The sequence below is a fragment of the Pacificoceanicola algae genome, from assembly GCF_049341065.1.
Classification (GTDB): domain Bacteria; phylum Pseudomonadota; class Alphaproteobacteria; order Rhodobacterales; family Rhodobacteraceae; genus Pacificoceanicola.
In genome coordinates this window covers 400,409-422,562 of the sequence record NZ_JBMPIX010000003.1, presented here as the reverse complement: position 1 = coordinate 422,562, position 22,154 = coordinate 400,409, and the positions used below count along the sequence as shown (strand labels likewise).

Annotated in this window: 15 protein-coding genes, 2 pseudogenes and 1 other annotated feature; of the genes and pseudogenes, 8 read left to right on the top strand and 9 right to left on the bottom strand. The window is 60.0% G+C overall.

Features of this window, described 5'->3' with window-relative positions:
* Positions 1-29: 29 nt before the first annotated feature.
* Genes ACOYQJ_RS06905 through hsdR form a run of 4 tightly spaced genes read right to left on the bottom strand, consistent with a single transcriptional unit; the run spans position 30 to position 6,677 of the window.
* A complete protein-coding gene (locus ACOYQJ_RS06905; RefSeq protein WP_422905269.1) occupies positions 30-986 on the bottom strand; it encodes a GIY-YIG nuclease family protein in 957 nt (318 codons plus the stop codon).
* Positions 983-2,776, bottom strand: a complete 1,794-nt coding sequence (locus ACOYQJ_RS06900; protein ID WP_422905268.1) for a restriction endonuclease subunit S — start codon at positions 2,774-2,776, stop codon at positions 983-985. The genes ACOYQJ_RS06905 and ACOYQJ_RS06900 overlap by 4 nt, the downstream gene beginning before the upstream one ends.
* Positions 2,773-4,221, bottom strand: a complete 1,449-nt coding sequence (locus ACOYQJ_RS06895) for a type I restriction-modification system subunit M (RefSeq protein ID WP_422905267.1) — start codon at positions 4,219-4,221, stop codon at positions 2,773-2,775. The genes ACOYQJ_RS06900 and ACOYQJ_RS06895 overlap by 4 nt, the downstream gene beginning before the upstream one ends.
* Positions 4,222-4,223: 2 nt before the next feature.
* On the bottom strand, positions 4,224-6,677 hold the full coding sequence (gene hsdR / locus ACOYQJ_RS06890) for an EcoAI/FtnUII family type I restriction enzme subunit R (protein WP_422905266.1): 2,454 nt from the start codon (positions 6,675-6,677) through the stop codon (positions 4,224-4,226).
* 173 nt (positions 6,678-6,850) lie between these two features.
* Here hsdR and ACOYQJ_RS06885 point away from each other — a divergent pair, with 173 nt between their 5' ends.
* The 4 genes from ACOYQJ_RS06885 to ACOYQJ_RS06870 all read left to right on the top strand — a co-directional run bounded on the left by ACOYQJ_RS06885 (position 6,851) and on the right by ACOYQJ_RS06870 (position 11,702).
* Positions 6,851-7,681: a protein NO VEIN domain-containing protein gene (locus tag ACOYQJ_RS06885; protein WP_422905265.1), complete on the top strand. Its 831-nt coding sequence runs from the start codon at positions 6,851-6,853 to the stop codon at positions 7,679-7,681.
* Positions 7,678-8,718 (top strand): hypothetical protein, encoded by a 1,041-nt coding sequence (locus tag ACOYQJ_RS06880; RefSeq protein WP_422905264.1) that lies wholly within the window; start codon positions 7,678-7,680, stop codon positions 8,716-8,718. Before ACOYQJ_RS06885 ends, ACOYQJ_RS06880 begins: the two co-directional genes overlap by 4 nt.
* 498 nt (positions 8,719-9,216) lie before the next feature.
* Positions 9,217-9,274, top strand: a sequence feature (sul1 is cis-regulatory element that is thought to sense ions involved in sulfur or methionine metabolism; They are found in Alphaproteobacteria).
* A 66-nt stretch (positions 9,275-9,340) separates the two neighbouring features.
* A complete protein-coding gene (locus ACOYQJ_RS06875) occupies positions 9,341-10,831 on the top strand; it encodes a SulP family inorganic anion transporter (protein WP_422905263.1) in 1,491 nt (496 codons plus the stop codon).
* 13 nt (positions 10,832-10,844) lie between these two features.
* Positions 10,845-11,702, top strand: coding sequence for a universal stress protein (locus ACOYQJ_RS06870; RefSeq protein WP_422905262.1), 858 nt, complete (start codon positions 10,845-10,847; stop codon positions 11,700-11,702).
* 212 nt (positions 11,703-11,914) lie between these two features.
* On the opposite strand, the pseudogene ACOYQJ_RS06865 reads toward ACOYQJ_RS06870, so the two are convergent.
* A pseudogene (locus ACOYQJ_RS06865) lies at positions 11,915-12,127 on the bottom strand (tyrosine-type recombinase/integrase); the annotation flags it as partial.
* 11 nt (positions 12,128-12,138) lie between these two features.
* A pseudogene (locus ACOYQJ_RS06860) lies at positions 12,139-12,531 on the bottom strand (IS5/IS1182 family transposase); the annotation flags it as partial.
* Positions 12,532-12,728: 197 nt separating this feature from the next.
* Here ACOYQJ_RS06860 and ACOYQJ_RS06855 point away from each other — a divergent pair.
* The 3 genes from ACOYQJ_RS06855 to ACOYQJ_RS06845 are packed head-to-tail and all read left to right on the top strand — an operon-like array spanning position 12,729 to position 16,485.
* Positions 12,729-13,697 carry an ABC transporter substrate-binding protein gene (locus ACOYQJ_RS06855; protein ID WP_422905261.1) on the top strand — a complete coding sequence of 323 codons (969 nt, stop codon included), beginning with the start codon at positions 12,729-12,731 and terminating at the stop codon, positions 13,695-13,697.
* The gene (locus tag ACOYQJ_RS06850) at positions 13,694-16,030 is read left to right on the top strand and encodes an ATP-binding protein (protein WP_422905260.1); all 2,337 of its coding nucleotides are present in this window, start codon (positions 13,694-13,696) and stop codon (positions 16,028-16,030) included. Before ACOYQJ_RS06855 ends, ACOYQJ_RS06850 begins: the two co-directional genes overlap by 4 nt.
* A 44-nt stretch (positions 16,031-16,074) precedes the next feature.
* On the top strand, positions 16,075-16,485 hold the full coding sequence (locus ACOYQJ_RS06845) for a response regulator (protein WP_422905259.1): 411 nt from the start codon (positions 16,075-16,077) through the stop codon (positions 16,483-16,485).
* A 514-nt stretch (positions 16,486-16,999) separates the two neighbouring features.
* Here ACOYQJ_RS06845 and ACOYQJ_RS06840 read toward each other — a convergent pair.
* The 3 genes from ACOYQJ_RS06840 to ACOYQJ_RS06830 form a co-directional block, all read right to left on the bottom strand.
* Complete coding sequence (locus ACOYQJ_RS06840; protein ID WP_422905258.1) at positions 17,000-18,508, bottom strand: tripartite tricarboxylate transporter permease; 1,509 nt, start codon at positions 18,506-18,508, stop codon at positions 17,000-17,002.
* 13 nt (positions 18,509-18,521) lie between these two features.
* Positions 18,522-19,052 carry a tripartite tricarboxylate transporter TctB family protein gene (locus ACOYQJ_RS06835; RefSeq protein WP_422905257.1) on the bottom strand — a complete coding sequence of 177 codons (531 nt, stop codon included), beginning with the start codon at positions 19,050-19,052 and terminating at the stop codon, positions 18,522-18,524.
* Between the two features lie 138 nt (positions 19,053-19,190).
* A complete protein-coding gene (locus ACOYQJ_RS06830; RefSeq protein ID WP_422905256.1) occupies positions 19,191-20,189 on the bottom strand; it encodes a Bug family tripartite tricarboxylate transporter substrate binding protein in 999 nt (332 codons plus the stop codon).
* A 319-nt stretch (positions 20,190-20,508) separates the two neighbouring features.
* On the opposite strand from ACOYQJ_RS06830, the gene ACOYQJ_RS06825 reads away from it, so the two are divergent.
* The gene (locus ACOYQJ_RS06825) at positions 20,509-22,092 is read left to right on the top strand and encodes a sulfatase (protein ID WP_422905255.1); all 1,584 of its coding nucleotides are present in this window, start codon (positions 20,509-20,511) and stop codon (positions 22,090-22,092) included.
* Positions 22,093-22,154: the final 62 nt, after the last annotated feature.

Here is a 22,154-nt window from a genome sequence, read left to right as displayed (position 1 = left end):
AAACGGTTGGGACGGATGAGTTGAGGAGACTACTTGTGCCCGCTAAATCGTGCCATGCCCGGAAGCGACCAGCACAACGCCTCCGCATCCTCTGCCCGACCCCAGAAGAATTCCCGTCCTAAACTCTCGAGGCGGTCGATCGACCTCTTCTTGAACAGCTGTTCAACACTCTCGGCAGATTTCATGTCGGGGAAAGGTTGGGAAATCAATCGCATCGCCCACTTGCCTCGCGCGGCCGGCGGAATTCCGGCATTCAGTTCTGCGCAGCGCCGCTTCGGGTTGTTGGTAACGCCCACCTTCATAGCAACAGATTTGTCCCCAAACGACTTCTTGCGGTCGAGCAGTGCGTGCCCATCGCCCTCGAACACCGCAAGATAAAGAAACGTGTCCCCGTCCTCATAGGTCGCCGTCCGTTTCCCCTTGCTGCCCGGAAAGGCGCGCGAGGGTTTGAAGACCTCGGCAAAGGGCACAGCAGGCGCATCCGGCTCGGCCAGGGGCGGCTCGCCATAGACGTTCACCTCGCGGACCTTCAGCTTCAGGGCCTGTGCGATCTCGGCATCGTCCAGTTCGGCGCCATGGACCGCCAGCGCCTGCCCGGCCTCGGGTCGGTATGAGTTGAAGGCAATCCGCCCGATCATCATTTTCTCATCTGTGCGCCATGCCCGCCGGACGGGGATCGCGTGGCTCCACCGGCCCAGCCAGCCGCGATCCCGTTTGCGCTGCATGCCGAAGTCCGAGGCCTTGTCCGCGTCGCGGATCGCCTTTGCCTCGACCTGGAGAAAGCCCAGGACGTAGGATCGTTCGGCCCGGTCGGTCTCGGATGTGCTGGCGCCATAGATCATGATCAAATCGCCGTCGCTCAGCTTGCGCAGATAGGCGTCGCGGTCGGTTTCCTTGGTCCAGCCGACATAGCCGTCTTCCTCGGGGCTGAAGCCGTAGAAAGAGCGGATGCGGATGCGTTTGCCGTCTGGCAGCCCTGTGCTCATGCGGCGTCCTCTTGCGTCTGCGTCTGCGTCTGCGTCTGCGCCGGGGCCAGCGCCTCGTGGAGGAGGGCCTCGAGAAGGCGCGTGCAGGTGGTGTCGGTGATGGTCAGGGCGGCCTCCAGGTTGTCGCAGAGCGCCATGAGGGCGTCGACCTTGGCCACGATGCGGTGTTGTTCGGCGAGGGGTGGGACTGGGATCATGATATTGGACAGCGCCGCTTGGTTGATTTTCGGCATGGCCACGCGATTGTCTTCAGAAACGGATTGATCGACAAAAGCTTGAGTGATCATGAACTTCACCAAAAACTCGCGGTGAATGTGCGCGCGGATCGGATACATGTCCGCGCTACATAGGCCATCAAAATCGACAATTGTCACCTTGGCGAGGTTGGGGCGGATTTTGGAATAGAGGATAGAGCCAGCGGAGAAGCTGTGCTTGCCACTGAACACGCCAGCTTCTTTCACTGAGACATAAGGAAGAAGCCTTGCTGTCCAACCTTCGATGTTGTCCGGCGCGATGTGCGGCATGTCGGGGTAGCCTTTGGGGGATACCAAGTTCGATTGGATCGCTGCGATCTCATTGAAACGAGCCCACTGCCAAGTGTCCGGGACTTCGTAGGGCACCTCGCTGTCGTCCAAGGGTAGGATTGGCTTTTGCTTCTTTATCTCACCTGCTTTCAAAAGCCGTTCACGGTCTTCGGCAATCTGCTCTAACAACTCAGTCGCCGGTTCATCCGTCGCATCCTGTTCCACCAGTTTGCCACGGACGGCGAGGTTTAGGATGGTTTGGCGGAGGGTCTTGATCTGGTCGGGGCGCGTGGTGAGGGCGGGGAGCGCCTCGAGGGCAAAGGCGGCGTGGGTGGGGAAGTCATCTTCGCTGGTCGCGGAGCCGGACGCAAAACCGGTGCCCACTTTTGCTGGCTCCGCTTGTGCTGTCGTCTCGGGGGCGGTCAGGCGGGCGAGGCTGGCGGCGGTGAGCTTGTCGCGCACCTCCTCCCGCGTCTTGCGGGCCTCCTCCAGCCGATCACAAAGCGCCATGAGTTCATCGACCTTGGCAACGATCCGATGCTGCTCGGCGAGAGGGGGGATGGGCAGAACGAGGTTCTGCAAGTCAGCCAATGAGACGTTATTCATCGCGCCGCCACGAGCCCTGTCCTTGACGGCATCTGAAACAAACGAACGAAGCAGCAGGAGCAGAAAGTCAGGGCTAAAAACCGTGGCTGTTCCCCTAATAATCGCGAGAGCTTGGTTTGTGTTGGCAGGTAAAATGTCAGCAGATACGACCGCGCATGTCCCAATACTTCCGGCGATGGAGAAAAGAATATCCCCAGCTTTAAGCTGTGATCGTGACAAAAACTCATGCGTTTCGTTCGAGATGAAAGCAGTTATGCTTGAAGCGTCGACGCGATCATTCCGGATGGATTCGACCTTTAGGAAGTTTACGCCCTCTTGGGTGAATTCGTGGCCGTAGGAAGTCGGTGTGCTTCCTTTGGTAATCAGGATCGAAGTGCTTCCCAAGCGCTGCGTTTCCCAACCAAAAGGAGTATAGGACAGCGCCTCAACATCCGAAATGGGCTTTAACGCCTTCGGCTTTCGGATCATTTTGCTTTTTATCAGCTCGGCTTTGATCCCGATGAATTTCTTCCATAGTTCTGAAGCAGGCTCATCCCCCGCATCCTGCTCCACCAGCTTCCCACGCACCGCCAAATCCAGCACGAACCGCCGTAGCCGGGCGATGGCGTCCGGCGCTTCGCTGATCTGCTCGTAAACCTCCAGAAACCGTTCGGCGTTCATCGGGCCAGTGCCTCGGTCAGTATGGCCTTCAACTCTGCCCGCAGGCTGTCGACCGAGGCTTCGGCCTTGGTTAGGTCGCCCAAAAGGGTCTCGGGGTCGCCCCAGTCCTCGGCCTCCACATGCGGGTTCTTGATGTCGAGGTTGAAGCCGCGTTCGCGGATCTCCTCGATCGACACTTTCCAGGCGCGCTCGCTTTCCTGCCGCCCTTCGCGGGCCTCGCCGCCCCACCATGCGGCGCAGTCGTCCAGATGCTCCAGCCGGATCGGCTTGGTCATCGAATAGGCCTTCTGCGTCTCGGGGACGCGGTGCTCCCAGAACCAGATCTCCTGCGTGGGCGTGCCCTTTTCGAAGAACAACAGGTTGGTGCCGATGGAGGCATAGGGTTTGAAGACCGAGTTCGGCAGCCGCACGATGGTGTGCAGGTTGCATTCCTCCAGCAGGTGCTCCTTGAGCCGGGTCTTGATCCCTTCGCCAAAGAGCGAACCGTCGGGCAGAACCACGGCGGCGCGGCCGGTGTTTTTCAGCAGGCGGATGATGAGGGCGAGAAAGAGGTCGGCGGTTTCGCGGGTGCGGAAGGTGGGGAAGTTGTTCTCGATCCCGTCCTCTTCCTTGCCGCCGAAGGGCGGGTTGGTCAGGACGATGTCGACCTTGTCCGCTTGTCCCCAGCTGACCAGCGGGCGGGCGAGCGTGTTGTCATGGCGGACCCAGGACGGCTCCTCGACCCCGTGCAGCAGCATGTTGGTGACGCAGAGCATGTGGGGCAGCGGTTTCTTTTCGGTCGCGCGCAGGGAGGCCTGCATCAGCGTCTCGTCCTCGGGGCGCTTGATGTGTTTGTCGCGCATGTGGCGCATGGCGCAGGTGAGGAAGCCGCCGGTGCCGCAGGCGGGGTCAAACAGCACTTCGCCCGGGGTCGGGTCGATCTGTTGGACCATGAAGGCGGTGACGGCGCGGGGCGTGTAATATTCGCCCGCGTTGCCCGCGTTTTGCAGGTCGTTGAGCAGCTGTTCGTAGATGTCGCCGAAGTGCTGGCGCTCGGTCAGGTTGTTGAAATCGACCTCGTTGATCTTGTTGATCACCTGCCGCAGCAGCTGGCCGGATTTCATGTAGTTGTAGGCGTCCTCGAACACGTCGCGGACGACCTTGGCGCGTGGGCCTTTCTGGGGCGACAGAAGTTTGAGGCGTGGGAAGAGTTCGTCGTTCAGGAAGGCCAGCAGCGTGTCGCCGGTGATCCCCTCGGGGTCGGCCGCCCAGGTGCGCCATTGCAGGTCCTCGGGGATGGGCGAGGTGTAGTCGTCTTGCGTAATTTCCAGCGCCTCGTCCTGGTCGTCCATGATCTTAAGGAAGAACATCCAGACAAGCTGGGACATGCGCTGCGCGTCACCGTCGACGCCGGTGTCTTTGCGCATGATATCCTGGATGGATTTGACGAGGTTGCGGACGGACATTTTCAGGCACTTTCTTCATAGAGCGCCGATTGCATTTCATGCACGGCGCGGATGTAGTCCGGTTTCTTACCGAAAGCCCGGATCAGTTCAACCTCGGTGCCCATGCCGGAGAAGGGATTGATTTTCAGGATCTTGGGGTCGTCGATGCTGATGACGCCGTCGTCGGAGTATTTCTCGAGCAATGCTTCGAGGACGGCACGGGCCTGGGGGCCGTATTTCGTGAAGACATCGCGTTTCTTGACATTGTCGGCGCGCTCTTTGCGGGTCAACGGCTTGGCGTCGAAAGCGACATGGCAGATCAGGTCGAAGGGGTCGAGGTCAAGCCCGAGTTCATCGGCGATCACCTCAAGGGGCAGGCCTTCTTCGGCCAGTTCTTCGATCAGGGCGTGTTTTCGTTCCGCCTGCTTCCAACGGCGCAGGAAGTCATCAAGGCTGGTAAACCGCTGGCGCATGGCCTTGCGGGTGTAGTCACGCAGGGACTCGGTCACGAGCTTGCCGTTTTCATCGAGGTATTCGACACGTTCGGCGACGATATCCGCGCCGACGCCGTCGATGTAGACCTTTGGGCGGGGCCCGGTGTTGGTGTCGTCCGTGAGTGTTTGGTTTTTCGGGTCAATCAGGATGGTCTCGTTCTCATCGACGTCATTCGGGACCGACGGATCATCGTTGCTGGGCGGCGTCTCATCGGGCGGGGTGACGGGATCATCCGGCCCCGGTTGATAAATCTGAACGGGTTCGCCGTCGAAGTCGGGATCAGCAAAATGGCTTGAGGCTCCGCGGAAATCCATCAATGTGAAGAACAGTTTTTGGGTGTCTTCGTGGACCCGCGTGCCGCGCCCGACGATCTGCTTGAACTCAGTCATAGAGCCGACTTCCCGATCCAAAACAATCAGGCGGCAGGTCTGGGCGTCGACGCCGGTGGACAGCAACTTGGACGTTGTGACGATCACGGGATAGGGGGCTTCCGGGTCAATGAAATTGCCGAGTTGATCGATCCCTTCCTTGTCGTTTCCCGTGATGCGCATGACATAGCGCGCATTTTTGGCCACAAGGTCCGCATTCTCATTGATCAGCGCTTGCCGCATGCGTGCGGCGTGTTCCTGATCCACGCAGAACACAATGGTCTTTGCCATCGGGTCGCCGCTTTCACGGAGGAACTCTGTGACTTTTTGCGCGACAAGCTTGGTCCGGTCGTCCAACACCAGGGTGCGGTCGAAATCCTTGGCGTTGTAGATCCGGTCCTCGACCTCCTCGCCATCTCGATCCAGCTGCCCCTTTTCGGGGCGATATCCTTGCACATCTCGGTCGATGTGAACCTTGATGACCTTGTATGGCGCGAGGAAGCCGTCGCGGATGCCCTGTTTCAGTGTGTAGCTGTAGACCGGCGGCCCAAAGTAATCGATGTTCGAGGCATATTCGGTTTCCTTCGGCGTCGCGGTCAGACCGATTTGCACCGCCGAGGAGAAATGATCGAGGATCTCACGCCAGGCCGAGTCCGCCGACGCGCTGCCCCGGTGGCACTCGTCGATGATGATCAGGTCGAAGAAGTCCTTGGAGAACTCGCGATAGATCTTCTGGCTCTCGTTCGGCCCGGTGATTGCCTGGTAGAGGCCAAGGTAGATTTCGTAGGACGAGTCGATCCGACGTTTCCCGTCGAGCGCAAGCGTGACGCTTTCCTTTGTACCGTCGGGGCGTTCGATGGTCTTGGACTGCGTCGAAAGCTTGGCCATCTTGCCGCTGAAGGGACGGAAATCGTTGACCATGGTCTGGTCGATCAGCACGTTTCGGTCCGCCAGGAACAGCACACGCTTGCCCGGAAACGCCTGCCGAAAACGCCAGATGATCTGGAAGGCCGTGTAGGTTTTGCCCGTCCCGGTCGCCATGACCAGCAGCGCACGATCCTGCCCCTTGGCGATCGCTTCCATCGTCTTATTGATGGCGTTGACCTGGTAATAGCGCGGTTCCTTGCCAGACCCGTCATCATGGTAGTCCTGCAGCGCTACCTGCTCCGCGGCATCAGACAGGCCCTTCCAGGCCTTATACCGCCGCCAAAGCTCCTGTGGACTGGGGAACTCGTCCAAGCCTATGGTCCGTTCGACCTCAGAGGAGGCTCCTGTCCGGTCGTGGAACACAAACCCATCGCCGTTGGATGAGAAGACAAACGGTATGTCCAGGGTTTCGGCATAGCCGAGCGCCTGCTGCATACCCGCCCCAACGGCCTGCTTGTTGTCCTTCGCCTCGATGATCGCGATCGGGATGTTGGGTTTGGCCGAAAGGATGTAGTCGGCGCGCTTGCCTTCGCCGCGGCTCACCATCTTGCCGCGCACGATGATCCGCCCCTTGGTAAAGCTGACCTCCTCGCGGATCTGGGTGGTGATGTTCCACCCGGCAGTGACCAGGGCGGGCGTGATGAACTTCGTGCAGATATCGCGTTCGCTCAAACTCCGCTTGTCCATATCGCCCTACCGAACTGCTCAACCAAAAGAATAATGCCTGACGCTACTCTGCTAACCAACGGAAATACAAGCAAGTCCGCAGCGCAGAGATATAGACTTTTCACGGGCAACCCTCGGCAGCCCGACGGCGTTTTCGGGATGACAGGCCAACTGCCACCGCATAGCGTGTGCTTATGGAGACGAGTGATTGGTCTGATCTGGAAAACGACGCGGTTGTATCGGCGTATTTCTCGATGCTCAGTGATGAGCTGTCAGGGCGGCGCTACAACAAGGCGGCCCAGAACCGCGCTTTGCAGGAGCAGATCAACCGCAGCCGGGGCTCCATCGAGTTCAAGATGTGCAACGTTTCTGCGGCGCTGCGCGGTCTTGGGCTGCCGATCATCAAAGGATATGCGCCGCGGTTTAACTTCCAGATGTCATTGGCCGAGGCCGCCGCGCGCTGGCTGGCCCGCAACCCGGAGTGGGAGATCGCGCTTCATCGCAAGCTACAGCACCAGATGGCCGAGCCCGCACCGATCTTTGTCGGCGTGGCACCAACCCTGCGCAATGCTCCTCCACCCGATGAGCTGGAACAGATGCAGCGCGTCGCGCGCCGGTTTGATGCCGCCGGGCGTGACGAGCGAAACCGCGCCCTGGGATACGCTGGCGAGGAACGCGTCTTTCGCCATGAGCGTGCAACGCTGAACCAACATGACCGAAACGACCTGGCCCGCCGAGTGCGCTGGGTGTCGAAGGAGGATGGCGACGGTCTGGGCTACGACATCGCCAGCTTCACGCCTGACGGACAGGACCGCCTGATCGAGGTCAAGACGACCAACGGCTGGGAGCGCACGCCCTTCCACATCTCGCGCAACGAGTTGGAGGTGGCTGAGGAACGGCGTGACCATTGGCACCTGTTCCGCCTCTATGAGTTCGCGCGCGATCCCAAGGCCTTCGAGTTGCGTCCGCCGCTGGCGGCGCATGTCTCGCTGACAGCCACGAGTTACGAGGCAAAGTTCCAATGACACTCCACGCCCGCAGGTTTCGCCGCACGATTGGCATCGACTATTCTGGCGCACAGACGGCGGAGAGCAGCCTCAAAGGCCTGCGGGTCTTTGAGACCGTGGAGGATGGTCCGGCGGTCGAGGTGCTGCCCCCGCCAAGCCCGCGCAAATACTGGACCCGGCGAGGTCTGGCCGAGTGGCTGACCGAAGAACTTGGCCGCGATACCTCGACAATCGTTGGCATCGACCACGGATTTTCCTTTCCGATCGGCTATTTCGAGCGGCATGGGCTGGTCCCGGACTGGGACGCTTTCCTTGAAGATTTCTGTGACCACTGGCCCACCGATGCGCCCCATACCTATGTCGATTTCGTCCGGGATGGCAGCGTCGGCAATGGGGCCGCGCGAAGTGGTGAACGCACATGGCGGCGCCTGACCGAAGAGGCGACGGGCTCTGCCAAATCGGTGTTTCACTTCGACGTGCAGGGCTCGGTCGCGAAGTCCACCCACGCTGGCATCCCGTGGCTGAGGCATATCAGACACGCGCAACCGGACCTTCATTTCTGGCCTTTCGACGGCTGGGCACCGCCGGACGGCAAATCTGTCATCGTCGAAGCCTACCCCCGGCTCTGGAGTGCCGACTACCCGCGCAAAGACCGCACCCAAGATCAACACGACGCCTATGCGATTGCCCGATGGCTACAGGACGCAGACGGCACCGGCGCACTGAGCGCAGCCTTTCAGCCGCCGGAACCTGAACCGATTGCAGGATATGCCGCTGTGGAGGGCTGGATCCTGGGTGCAACTTGGCCACCGATAAAGAAGGCCGGACGACGCCGAAAGGCTGCTCCCAAAGACCATGCGGCGACGACGAGCCCCGGCTACGTCAATAGGAACAGCCAAGAGGTTCTGCAAAAGACGGACCAACCGGGCAACGATCACAATCAGGTCGTCTACTTGCTGCTGTGTCACGATTGTGGCAAACGATACGGCGCAAATGGCTCCGACATCTTCCAGCGCAAATGCCCTGCTTGTGGGGGCGGACAGGCTGAAGTGTGATGGACGGATTCCGAGCATTCAAAGTAAATTTCCTACCCTACAGCGCAGGGCGCGAAAGAACACTCCGCCAAGCCCGCGCCGCCAGACATGGAAGGCGATGAGTGAACCTTCGCAACGCACGTCACAAACGGCAGCGATGCGCAACAAGCGAGCTTGGGACAGTTGCCAAGCAAGGACCATCTTCCAGGCCGGCTCGATCAGAGCCGACCGTCGTGATTGGCGACGCAGAGGGCCAGTCCCAGCCCTGTTGGGCACTTTGGCATGACATTTCTTGGGCCAACCTTCGACAGGCAGGGCGGAGAGCCGACCTTCGCTGCAGCCGCGCAGGGGGTGCTCCAGATTCAGAACAAAGCCTATTGCGCGCAGCAAGAATTTTCAAACCTCACCGGGACAGTGTCGCATAACGAAAGCGAGTTCGGGACTCCATCCACCCACTGTCTGCAACTCAGTTTCGACATTGGATGTTCGAACAAACCCTGATAAAGCGCCTCCAACGAACAAGGAGCCGGGTGAAATTCCCGGCTGGCTCTTCCGGCCGCCTATCCGCCGGATAACTCATCAACAGATGACATCGACAAAGACCGCAAGCACCGGCTGGCGGCCTATGGATACAGAACTGTTCATGATCTCTTTTTCTCAATACCAGCGTCAGTGGACGCATAACATTCGTGGCGATCTGCTCTCGGGGCTTGTGGTGGCACTTGCACTCATTCCCGAAGCCATTGCCTTTTCCATTATTGCCGGCGTGGACCCCAAGGTGGGGCTTTACGCCTCGTTCTCCATTGCCGTCATCATCGCGATCACCGGCGGGCGACCGGGCATGATCTCGGCGGCCACTGCCGCGACGGCCGTGCTCATGGTGACGCTCGTGCGAGATCACGGCTTGGAATACCTGCTCGCGGCGACGGTGCTCGCCGGTCTCTTGCAGATCGGCGCGGGGCTTTTGAAGCTTGGCTATGTGATGCGCTTCGTGTCGAAATCGGTGATGACCGGCTTTGTGAACGCGCTCGCGATCCTGATCTTCATGGCGCAGTTGCCAGAGCTTGATCCGACGAAAGTTCCGCCGTTGACCTATGCGCTTGTCGCGGGCGGTCTGGCGATTATCTATCTCTTCCCGCGCCTGACCAAGGCAGTGCCGTCTCCGCTTGTGACGATCATCGTTCTGACGGTGCTGACCGTACTTATGGGATGGGACGTGCGCACCGTTGGCGACATGGGCGATCTTCCGGATACGTTGCCCGTGTTCCTGATCCCTGACATCCCGCTCAACGTCGAGACGTTGTCAATCATCTTCCCCTATTCGGTCGCCGTGGCGGTTGTTGGGCTTCTGGAAAGCCTGATGACCCAGCAGATCGTGGACGATCTCACCGATACGTCCTCGAACCGGAACCAGGAATGTATCGGGCAGGGTGTCGCCAATACCGCGACCGGCTTCATCGGCGGCATGGCCGGCTGTGCCATGATCGGCCAATCGATCATTAACGTTAAATCGGGCGGGCGCGGGCGTCTGTCGGCCTTTGCGGCCGGGGTCTTCCTGTTGATCATGGTTGTCGTGCTCGGCGATATCGTGGCGATCATCCCGATGGCGGCGCTCGTCGCGATCATGATCATGGTCTCGATCGGGACGTTCTCTTGGTCGTCGATCAAAAACCTGCGCGAGCATCCGACTTCCTCGTCAATCGTGATGCTGGCGACGGTGTTTTTCGTGATCTACACCCACAACCTCGCTATTGGGGTTCTTGTGGGCGTGCTGCTGTCGGGCATCTTCTTTGCCTGGAAAATCGCCCAACTCTTCCGGGTTCGCACGGAGATCACGTCGGATGGCGCGCACCGCACCTACACCGTCGAGGGGCAGCTGTTCTTCGCGTCCTCCGAGGATTTCATGAAAGCGTTTGATTTCAAGGAAGCGCCCGAGAAGGTGACGATCGACGTGAGCCGCGCCCATATCTGGGACATCTCTTCGGTTGCGGCACTTGACATGGCCGTGCTCAAATTCCGCCGCGAGGGTGCAGAGGTCGAGATCATTGGCCTGAATGAGGCGTCCGAAACCATTGTCGACAAGCTTGCCATCCATGACAAGCCCGGTGCGATGGATCAATTGATGGGACACTGAGGAGGACCAGACCATGACAACGAGAACACTTATCGCCCTCGTCGACGGCTCAGCATATTCCGAGAGCGTGTGCCATCACGCGGCCTGGATTGCCAACAAGAATGACTGGAAGGTCAAGCTTTACCACGTCATGGGGCGTCGTAATGCAACTGAGAAACAAGATCTGTCGGGCGCGATCCGGCTGGGCGCGCGCAGCGAGCTTCTCGAACAGCTGTCGGAACTCGACGCGGAGCGTGCAAAGCTTTCTCATGCACATGGCCGCGCCATTCTCGAGGATGCCAAGGCGATAATCGCGGGAGATGGCATCATCGAGGTGGAAACCCGTCTGCGGCAGGGCGACCTTGTCGAGACAGTGACAGCCAAGGAAGAAACCGGCGAAATGATCGTCCTGGGCAAACGCGGCGAGGCCGCAGGCCATGCCACAGAGCATCTGGGATCTAACCTCGAACGCATCGTGCGCGCCAGCCACAAGCCGGTTTTCATCGCCAATCGAGCGTTCAAGCCGATTGAAAAGGTGCTCGTGGCCTTTGATGGCGCGGCGTCCTCGCTCAAGGCGGTGGATTTTATCGCCCGCAGCCCGCTTTTTGCCGGTCTGAAGGTCGCGCTTGTCTTTGCGGGCAAGGAAACAGCCGACATAGCGAAATCGCTCAATGGCGCTGTCTCGACGCTTGCGGCGGGCGGCATCGCGGCAGACACGATCATCGAGCATGGCGAACCTGAAAAGGTGCTGTCGCGGCTGACGTCACAAGAACGGTATGAATTGCTCGTGATGGGGGCTTATGGCCACAATCGCATCCGCTCTTTCCTGATCGGATCGACGACCACGGAAATGATCCGCTCTTGTCGGGTGCCGGTATTGATCATGCGATGACGCGCACGAACGATCCTGATGAATTGTCGATTTGGTACCGCCATCTCGGTATCCGCGGGGGAGCTTCAACACTTGCCGGGTGCATCAACGAGTCCGGGTGGGGCGCAAATGAAGCGAACGGCGGCCTCGGAGGGCTGCGCTGCGGCGAATATCAAAACCTGAAAGTCGGCAAAGGGCCGACCGGCGCATGGTGTGCCGGTCGGGAAAGTTGATCAAAGGTCGATCCCCTCCGACGGGGACAACGCGTCCTCGATGTCGACACCGAGGTAGCGCACCGTGCTGTCCATCTTCGTATGCCCCAGCAGCAGCTGGACTGCACGCAGGTTGCCGGTCTTCTTGTAGATCTGCGCAACCTTGGTCCGTCGCATGGAATGGGTGCCGCAAGCGCTCGGCTCCAGGCCGACCGATGTTACCCAGTCGGCTTTGAACAACGCGATCAGGCGCTCTGAGGGCTCGGATTTCGCAGTTCGGGCGAGAAGAGTTCCGCCAGAAACCAAGCGATGATGGCAGCGCAAAGAGCGCTGAGGTGGGCAAGTATCTTGCGAATGTTGTGACCGCAGCCGCACAGCACGGCGAATTTCGCGTCACCAGCGGAGCCTTTCAGCGGGCAGCGTGCAAGGCGACCATCGGTTTTCATGCGGCCGATCTCCGGTTCGATCGCGCTGCGCCGTCGCAGAAGGGTCTGGAGTGATGGCGTCATGCCGCGACGCTGGCCGGATATCAGCACCCTTGTTTTCTCCACGCCATGGCCGCGATAGCCGCGGTCAACCACGGCCAGGTCCGGGCGCTGATCGGTGAGGGTTTCCACCTGCTCCAATGCTTCGGCCACCTACGCCCTCAATATCCCAAGGTGGACCCGCCATGTTCCAGAAAAGAGAAGGGTTGTTGTATCAAGACCGCAGCATGCGTCATAGCGATGGCATTCAAAAAAACTTCAGCGATATCTGCAATTTCAGGTTGACTGCGCCATGCGCGCCAACTGGAGTGTAAAGCAGACGATCTATTGGTTGGGAGATTTGGCTTTTCATGCAGCTCTGGCGCATACCGATACCCTTGTTGATCATGTCAATCGCGTTCGGTGTTGCGGGGTGTCGCTCGGATGAGGACGCGCCGTTCCGCGTGGGATTGGTGGTATGGCCACCCTATGAGATGGCCTTTCTTGCCGAAGACCTCGGCTACTATGACGGTCACGCCATCGAGTTGATCGACTACCGATCACCATCGGATTTCATGGTGGTCTACCAGACAGGATCGCTGGACGCCGTGGGCACCACATTGGGCTACGCGCTGGAGCTGCAAGCCGCCGACCCTCGGCAGGAAGTTGTTCTTATGATCAACCATTCCACTGGCGGTGACGCGGTTGTCGCAGGGGCCCCCGCAGACACCATGCAAGACCTTGTCGGCCGCCGTATCGGCTACGAAGCCAGCGCACTGGGGGGCTATGTCCTGAGCAGGGCGCTGGAAGAAAGCGGCCTGACGAAAGACGACGTGACCCTCGTTCCGCTCGACATGCAAAATCACGAGGCTGCTTTCCAAGATGGGCGGGTCGATGCGGTTGTGACCTATGAGCCAACTGTGACGGCGCTGCTGGGCGACGGCCATAACGTCGTTTTCGACAGCCGGGAAATACCCTTTGAAATCCTCGATGTCCTTTTGACGCCGGATCACCTTTCCGAAGACAAGCAACGCCAGCTACAGGCCTTTGTGGATGGGTGGTTCAAGGCGTATGATTATTTTCTGGAGAATCCCTCAGACGCGGCCAGCCGCGTCGCGGAGCGGCAGGGCATGACCGTCGACGAGTTTCTGGCTTCCTTTGACGGCGTGGAGTTGATTGATCACATGACCAATCTTGCCTGGTTGTCAGGAAATACCCCAAAGCTGACTGCAAGGCTGGAGGAGCACGCCCATAAGATGGTCGAACTGGGCTTTCTGAACGCCGTTCCCGATGTCAGCCAGATGGCGAACCCGACATATGTCGAAGCGGTCGAAGAGTGACGATAGCGCGGTCCATTCTGACCTTGGTGGCCGCAACAACGCTCTTGTTGGGCATGGTGGTTGCGCTTGTCGGTTATGGCTTGTTTCAACGTGAAACAGAAAAGCAGGTCTTTGCGATTGCAGAACGGCAAGCGCTTGAGTTTACCGAGGTGATCGCCGTTGTCCTGCAAGGCGCCTTGCGCAACGGCCAGCTTGAAGAGGCCGGTGGGCACGTGGAGCGCCTGAACCTGAGCCCGCTTGTCCGGTCTGCATATATGATCGACGACGAACTGAAGGTCATGTTCTCAAGCCAATTGAACGTGCGCGGATCAAGCGTCGGGCAGACCGCCGCGTCGCGTTTTGCCGACCGGCTTGAGGTGATGCAGCAGGAGATTGCGCACTTCACGCAGTTCGATCCGGAAACCGATGCGTTCTGGGTCGGCGTCCCGTTTCGAATGCCGCCGGAGCCCGGCGCATTGATTTCGTCCGGGCGCGGCGTCGTTCTTGTGGAATACAACTTGGCTGATTGGCGAACGGTCTCGCAGAATTTCACCACGCGGCACCTGATCGCAGTCGTCGGACTGATCGCGGCGCTGTGTGTCGGCTTGTTGCTGGTCGTCTGGTCCATCGTCACGCGTCGGATCAAGCGCATGACGACAGCCGCCGAGCAAATGGCCAAGGGCGACCTCAAGGCCCGGATCGACAGCCGCGGGTTGGACGAAATCGCCGTGCTCGGGCGGTCTCTCGTCACCCTGACGGAAACTTTGGAAGAGCAACGCGCAAAGCTGGCACAGCAGGCTGAGTTGCTTGGCATGGCGGGCGAGGTCGCGCGCTTCGGCGGCTGGCGCTATGACAAACGGGCTGACAGTTTTGAATGGAGCGACGAGGTCGGCCCAATTTTCGACGTGCCGCCAGGCGATGCGCCCAACGCGTATTCTGGCGTCGACTATCTCGACCCAGAAGATCGGGGCCGTGTCGAAACCCTGCTATACTGCTGTCTTGAATACGGCGAGCCCTATGACGTCGTGACGCGGATCAAGACAGCGAAGGATCGTCACATCTGGGCACGTTCGATCGGGCACCCGTTTCGGGATTCAAGCGGCCAAATCATCGGCGTATTCGGGGCTTTGCAGGACATTTCCGAATTGCAGGACAGCCGCGCCAAGGAAGAACAACAAAGGCGCATCGCGGCGGAAGCGCAGAAGAACGAGAGCATCGGGCGTCTGACCGGCGGCGTCGCGCATGACTTCAACAATCTTTTGGCGGTCATCATGGGCAATATCGAATTGCTTATCGAAGAACTGAATTTGCCGCCGGGAGATGATCGGGCGGATATGATGCGAAGTGCCCTCAATGCAGCCCAGCGTGGGGCCGATCTGACGCGCAACATGCTGGCCTTTGCCCGGCGCGCGCCCCTCCAGCCACAGCCGTTGAACCTGAACGACCTTGTGAAATCCACTGAACAGATTGCCGTTCGCACCTTGCCGGCGACGATACGGCTCGAATGTTCGTTGCTGGCGAACCTCTGGATCGTCCATGCGGACAGGGCGTCCATCGAAAGTGCGATCCTGAACCTTGTCATGAACGCCGCGCAGGCAATGCCCGACGGCGGCAAGATTACGCTGGAAACGTCCAACCTGCGGATCGACCAAGAATACCTTGAGACCCGCGAAGAGGAAATCGCACCCGGGCGCTACGTCATGCTCGCCGTCAGCGACACCGGCACGGGTATCGCCCCGGACATCCTGCAAAAGATCTTTGAACCCTTCTTCTCGACCAAGGGGCCCGACGGCGGCACTGGCCTTGGCCTGTCCATGGTGCAGGGCTTCGTCAACCAGTCCCGTGGCACTGTGCGTGTCTATTCCGAAGTCGGTGTCGGGACGACGTTCAAGCTGTTCTTTCCGGCCGTGCATCAAGTCGACGCCGACGATGCGCGCGGAACAACGCCCGCGATAGAGGCCCCACCGGGCAACCACCGCCTGCTCGTCGTCGATGATCAAAAAGACGTGTTGGAAGCGCTGGAAAAAACACTGCGTCGCAATGGATATGACGTGGCCACCGCTTGTTCTGGCGATGAGGCCCTGACCGTGTTTGAAAAGGACCCTGACTTTGATCTGGTCATCACCGACATTGTGATGCCCGGCGCACTTCAAGGGCCAAATCTGGTCCGCGAACTGCGCGCAAGAAAGCCCACGCTCAAGGCCATTTTCCTTTCCGGCTATGCGTCCGAAGCAACGGTTCATGGCAACGGATTGCTGCCGTCGGACATCCGCCTGATGAAGCCACTCAGCCGGTTGGATTTCTTGGCGGCTGTCGCACGCGCTCTGCGCGACAAGCGACCCAACGAAACTTAAAACAGCGCGCCCTCCGACAGGAGCGGCGCCAAAGGAACAACCCAATGTCAAAAAGCACACCTACGCTGATCGTTGCAGACGATAACGCCGATTTTGCGCAGCTGCTCGCCCGAAAGGCTACGAAAGAAGGATGGACCGTTGTTCTTTGCCGAGACGGAAAGGAACTCTTGACCGCCGTGGAGCACGAAACGGGCAGCGCCCTCGTTCTCGTCGATATCAACATGCCCAACCTGGACGGGATCGAGGCCATCCGTGAACTCACGTGGCATGAAAATGCAAAGCGGATGAGGTTTTGTGTGATGACCGGGGGCGAAGCGTCGAACGCGATTGCAGCGCGGCTGATCGCCCAAGCTGGCGACCTCACTATAAGCCAAAGCTTTTTCAAGCCCTTCAGCATGGAAAAGTTCGGTGCTTTCCTCTCCGAGCAGAAAAAGCTGTTGAGCAAGACAACTTGATTTCAGGTCTTGACCATGATGGATGCGTCAACGACAGGCGGTTAGACTCCGCGCATTTCACAGGTTCTCAGCAGTCTGCGGACGCCAGCGCCGACGCCTGGCATTCCATAATTCAAGGCGACCATATTCATCACTTGGCGCTGATACGCTCTACCCAACATAATTCAATCCGTCGTGATCAATCCTAATAGCGGCATAAGCGAGGGGAAAACTCACTTAAGAAACGCTCAAAACATTTCAGACAGGTCAAGTTAACTCGGCCTACAGCTTTGCGCATGCAGCGAATGTCAGCAATATGTGCTGCGGTCGCAGCACTGCAACTGATTGCCCGATGGCCGGTGTGGGCCGAGCGCGACGTTTCACCAGCGTTGTCAGGCAGAGGCCGTTCGCCGCACCAGATGGCGGGAACCGGCTTGGATGTATTGCCTGCATATACAGTTGCGCTCCACCTTGGGACACAGAGTCTACGCCGTAAGGACATTATCATCGCTGGCGGATTTTCTGAAGTCACCGTTTACCGCACACGGCTGAACTGTCGCTTCAACCATGTCGACACGCCCTTACCAGCCAAGCCCCAGACGACCAGGATCACCGTGACCGACAGGATCGTGAAGGCGATCTCGCGTTCCCAGAAAATCGACAGGCCATCGCGCGAGATCAGCAGGGAGCGGCGGAAGTTCGACTCGCAGATCGGGCCGAGCACCACACCGATCACGATGGGCGCCAGAGGGTAGCCGTAGAGGCGCAGGAAGTACCCCAAGGCGCCGAAACCGAGCATGCTCCAGAGATCGAAGACCGAGGATTGCAAGGCGAAGGTCCCCATGACGCTTAGCATCACGACCAGCGGCAACAGGTGGACCTTGCGCAGCCGCAGCACCGACAGGAACACCGGGGTCAGAAGGAAACCCAGCACCAACAGAGCGAGATTGGCAAAGAGATAGGCGAGGAACATGCCGCCCGCGACGTCGAGGTTCTGCTCGAATAATTCGGGGCCCGGGAAATACCCAAAGAGGATCAGCGCACTCATAAGCACCGCCGCCGAAGCGTCACCCGGAACGCCAAGCGCCATGGTAGGGATCAGCGTGCCGCCGGCGGAGGCGTTGTTGGCGGCTTCGGTCGCGATGACCCCGCCTTCCGCGCCTTCGCCATAGCGCTCTTCCGGGCGGGCCTGTGCCTTGGCCACAGCATAGGAACTAAAGGCGCTGATGACGCCGCCCGCACCCGGCAGGGAGCCGAAGAAGGTTCCGATGGCGCTGGAGCGCACAAGGTTCACAGGGTGCTTGAAGAGCAGGACCAGCGAGAACAGCGAGATCCGCACGCGCGGCACCGTCGGCGCATCCAGCAGGCCGCCGCCCCGGACCTGAAAGAGCACCTCGGAGACGGCGAAGAGGCCGACCACGATGGCCACGATGTGAAACCCGCTGGACAGTTCGAAATAGCCGAAGGTGAACCGCTGGGCGTTCGACATCGCGTCGGTGCCGATCGTCGCGATCAGAAGCCCAAGGACGCCGGTGATGAACCCCTTGAGCGGTGCCTCGCGTCCGACCACGGCGATGGCGATCAGCCCCATCAACGTGAGCGCGAAATACTCGGGCGGGCCGAAGCGCAGCGCGAAGTCGGCCAGCACCGGCGCGAGCGCGATAAGGATGATCCCGCCGATGATGCCGCCCACGGCCGAGGCGGAGATCGCGAGACCGATGGCTTCGCCCGCGCGGCCGTTCTGCGCCATCGGGTAGCCGTCGAGTAGCGTCGCCGCCGCGATGGGTGTGCCCGGAATGCGCAACACGATGGCCGAGACCGCACCGCCGCAAGAGCCGCCGACGAAGATGGCAATCAACGCGCCCATGGCGGCGACCGGCGGCAGGTGGAACACCGCGGGCAACAGCAAGATGATCCCCATGAGCGGGCCAAGCCCGGGCATGACCCCGATGATCAGTCCCAGAAAGCAGCCGAAAACGGTCATGGCGATCGCCAGCGGTGTGCCGAAGAGTTCCCATCCTGCGATTAGTGCGTCGATGCCCATGATAGCCTCTGTCTCAGAAATTCAGCGCGATCCCGAAGAGACCGCGCGGAAGGTTGACGTTGAACAAGCCCTGAAAGACGAGAAGGCAGCCCGCGGTGATGGCCAGCGTCACCCCGGCAAGGGTCACCGGATTGCGGTCGCCGAGCATGAGCAACAGCGCCAGCACGAAGAGCGGCGTTGCCAGCAGAAAGCCCAGCACGGGCAGCAGCGCGACATAGGCGAACATGCCCAGTGCGGCCAAACCCGTCTGCCCGACCTTATCGGGCGTGGCTGCGGGTTCGCCTCCGGCGGACGGCCCACGGGCCCGGACGTCCGACACGACCTGCGCCACAAGCAGGACCAGAAGCAGACCCGCCAGCAGGCGCGGATAGAGCGCGGCATTGCTGATCGGCGTTCCGGAGGCATAGCCCTGTTCGGTCAGCGTGGTGGCCGCTTCGTAGAAAATGAGGCCACAGAGCGCGGCGAGAAAAATTGCCGGAAGATGGCACCAGACGGTCGGCTGCGATTCACCGTCGGTTTCGAGTTGCGGATCAGATTGGGGCATTTCGGAACTCCTGCCTTGATCATCTCAAATCAGGCCGCGCGAACGGCGTTCGGATGACCGGGATCGGACTATGCTGATGGCCCGGACGCGGGAGGACCGCCGGGCCACCAGTCTGAACGGCGGTGAGGTGTCGCCGTGCTATCGTGTCGACTTCAGCTTTTCAGCTTCCCATTCGATCGCATCCGTCGCCGTGGAAAGCTGTTCGCGCACGGCATCGACGGTCGCGATGTAGTCCTCGGGCGGATAGCCCAGCAGGGGTCGGCCAATGCTGTCGAAGTACTCCTGCACTTCCGGCTTTTCGAGCGCGGCGGCCATCGCTTCTCGCAGGATCTGCACTCGGTCGTCTGGTGTTCCCTTCGGTACGACATACCAGCTCCAGCCCATCGGTGCGAGACCGGTCAGCGGATAGTCCAGCGCCTTGGACTCGGAGATCAGTGGCACCCCGCCAAAGATGTCCTGGACGGATTTCAGGTCACTCAGCGCCGCCAGCACCCGCACGTGATCACTGTTGGCACGCACGAAGCCCGGATTGCCGGCCATGAAATCGAGGATGCCGCCGCGCATGTCTTTCAGGGCTTCCTCCAGCCCCGCATAGGGAATGTGCTGCGCCACCGTGTCCGTCGCCTTGAACATATTGGCGATGTCGACATGAGGCAGGTTCCCGTAGGCACCAGAGGTGTAGCGCAGATCGCCGGGATGATCCTTCATGTAGGCGATCAGCGATTCCAGGTCCGGAAACCGGTCGTCGTCGGCGCGCACGATGATCGAATTCGGCACCGCCCCCAGCGCGTAGAGCGGGGTGAAGTCGGTATGATCGGCATCGATCTTGCCCAGCAGAGATTGCACCACCATCGGTGCGACCCAGCCATCGAAGATGGTATAGCCGTCGGCGGGACGGTTCAGCGCCGTCTGCATCGCTTTGACGCCGGTGCCGCCCGGTGTCGAGATCACGGTGACGTTGACACCCAGTTCCTCGCTCAGCGCCTCGGCCATGACCTGGCTGGATGTCATCGTCACGCCGGGGGGCCAAGGAAAGATGACCTCGATGTCGCGTTCAGGGAACTCGGCCTGGGCAGTGGTGGCCAGAGCCGCGAAGGCCAGGCCGGACAAGGCAGTCTTTAGGTTGAAGATCGGCATTTGGTTTCCTCCCTTTGGACGCCTGTTTCGAGCGTCATGCTGGTTTCCTGGCGGTCCAGATCTCCTCTTCCAGCCGCCACATTCCCAACTATTGGCAGGCCTGGGTCTTCGTTTCAAATATCACTTTGCGCTAAATCAATACCTTTTAGGCATGGCACATCCTGTTAAGCCGGTGTCATCTGCGCGCGACGCACGTAAAGGCGTGAGATGCCAGAAATGCATCGATGTATATAAAAACAATATTATTGAAGCATTTCATAGCTTGCTACCCTGAATCCAAAGCCACGATGTGGCGCCGTCATTCAAAGGAAAGGGTCCCATGCGCACCGTCTTCGTTCTCTTCGACTCGCTGAACCGTCTCTCGCTTGGGCCCTACGGGGCCAAGTCTATCAAGACGCCCAATTTCGACCGCCTGGCGGCGCGCTCTGTGACCTTCGACAACCACTACGTCGGGTCGATGCCCTGCATCCCCGCCCGCCGCGACATGCAGACCGGGCGACTGGGCTTCATGCACCGCTCCTGGGGGCCGATGGAGCCGTTCGACAACTCCTTCCCCGAAATCCTGGAAGCCGACGGTGTCTATTCACACCTGATCACCGACCACCTTCAGTACTTCCGGGACGGTGGTGCGACCTACCACACGCGCTATACCACGTATGAGTACCTGCGTGGCCAGCACGGCGATGCCTGGAAAGCCGATGTCACACCGGACTGGCCGAAGCTGAAGCAGCAATACCACCCGCTGCAATACAGCGAGACACGCGGCGTCGATCAGTACCATCACATCATCAACCGCCAGTTCCTGAAGGAGGAAAGCGACTATCCCCTTACGAAGTGCTTCGACTCCGCCGTCGATTTCTTGACGCGGAACCGCGCTTCGGACGACTGGTTCCTGCAGATCGAGACCTTCGACCCTCACGAGCCCTTCAACGCGCCGGAGCGCTTCAAGGAAGACTTCCCGACCGACTACAACGGCCCGGCGCTCGACTGGCCGCCCTATGGTCGCGTTCAGGAAAGCCCCGAGGAATGCGAGGAGCTTAATGCGCATTACCGCGCCAATCTGGCCTTTTGCGACGAACAACTCGGCCGGTTGTTGGACTATTTTGACGAACACGGGCTTTGGGATGACACCGCGCTTGTGGTCTCGACCGATCATGGGTTCCTGCTGGGCGAACACGACTGGTGGGCCAAGAACCGCATGCCGATCTACGAAGAGATCGCCCATATCCCGCTGTTCATCCACCATCCCGACCATGCCGATCAGGGCGGCACGCGGCGGCACGCCCTCAGCCAGACGACGGACCTGATGCCCACCTTCCTCGGATTTCACGGGAGCGATGTGCCGAAAGAGGTCACCGGGCAGTCGCTTCTGCCCGTGCTCGCCGAGGACCACCCCGTGCGCGACACCGTCATTTTCGGCACCTTCGGCAGCGCGTTGAACGTCTGCGACGGGCGGCATGTCTTCATGCTCTACCCCGAACACGTGACGACCGAGGGGCTGTTTCAGTACACCGTCATGCCCACAACCTTGAACTACATGTTCGAGGTCGATGAACTGGCGCAGGCCGAACTTGTCGCGCCGTTCGACTTCACCAAGGGCGCGCGCCTGTTGCGCACCCCGGCGATGGAGAAGTCCCCCTTCAACCCGTTCTTCGGACCCAAGGTGTTCTTCGACACGGAAACCGTTCTCTACGATCTCGCTGCCGATCCGAAACAGGAAAGCCCCTTCCGCGATGCTGATATCGAACTGGAACTGACCTTGGCAATGCGCGAACATCTTCATCGCCATGACGCGCCGGCCGAACTCTACGCCCGGCTTGGACTGCCGGTCCCGCGCGACGCCGGGCCGACCCTTCTGACGCAAAACCGCAAGTCGCCCAAGCGCGTTGCCGAGACGACCTGAGCGGCGGCAAGGTGATTCATGGCAGGATATCGCTTCTGGCCACATCGATGCCCGGGCGCTAT

Bases quoted from the DNA above. Each gene is read 5' to 3' on its own strand.
- ACOYQJ_RS06905 (WP_422905269.1), bottom strand. From the start codon at position 986: ATGAGCACAGGGCTGCCAGACGGCAAACGCATCCGCATCCGCTCTTTC.
- ACOYQJ_RS06900 (WP_422905268.1), bottom strand. From the start codon at position 2,776: ATGAACGCCGAACGGTTTCTGGAGGTTTACGAGCAGATCAGCGAAGCG.
- ACOYQJ_RS06895 (WP_422905267.1), bottom strand. From the start codon at position 4,221: ATGTCCGTCCGCAACCTCGTCAAATCCATCCAGGATATCATGCGCAAA.
- hsdR (WP_422905266.1), bottom strand. From the start codon at position 6,677: ATGGACAAGCGGAGTTTGAGCGAACGCGATATCTGCACGAAGTTCATC.
- ACOYQJ_RS06885 (WP_422905265.1), top strand. From the start codon at position 6,851: ATGGAGACGAGTGATTGGTCTGATCTGGAAAACGACGCGGTTGTATCG.
- ACOYQJ_RS06880 (WP_422905264.1), top strand. From the start codon at position 7,678: ATGACACTCCACGCCCGCAGGTTTCGCCGCACGATTGGCATCGACTAT.
- ACOYQJ_RS06875 (WP_422905263.1), top strand. From the start codon at position 9,341: ATGATCTCTTTTTCTCAATACCAGCGTCAGTGGACGCATAACATTCGT.
- ACOYQJ_RS06870 (WP_422905262.1), top strand. From the start codon at position 10,845: ATGACAACGAGAACACTTATCGCCCTCGTCGACGGCTCAGCATATTCC.
- ACOYQJ_RS06855 (WP_422905261.1), top strand. From the start codon at position 12,729: ATGCAGCTCTGGCGCATACCGATACCCTTGTTGATCATGTCAATCGCG.
- ACOYQJ_RS06845 (WP_422905259.1), top strand. From the start codon at position 16,075: ATGTCAAAAAGCACACCTACGCTGATCGTTGCAGACGATAACGCCGAT.
- ACOYQJ_RS06840 (WP_422905258.1), bottom strand. From the start codon at position 18,508: ATGGGCATCGACGCACTAATCGCAGGATGGGAACTCTTCGGCACACCG.
- ACOYQJ_RS06835 (WP_422905257.1), bottom strand. From the start codon at position 19,052: ATGCCCCAATCTGATCCGCAACTCGAAACCGACGGTGAATCGCAGCCG.
- ACOYQJ_RS06830 (WP_422905256.1), bottom strand. From the start codon at position 20,189: ATGCCGATCTTCAACCTAAAGACTGCCTTGTCCGGCCTGGCCTTCGCG.
- ACOYQJ_RS06825 (WP_422905255.1), top strand. From the start codon at position 20,509: ATGCGCACCGTCTTCGTTCTCTTCGACTCGCTGAACCGTCTCTCGCTT.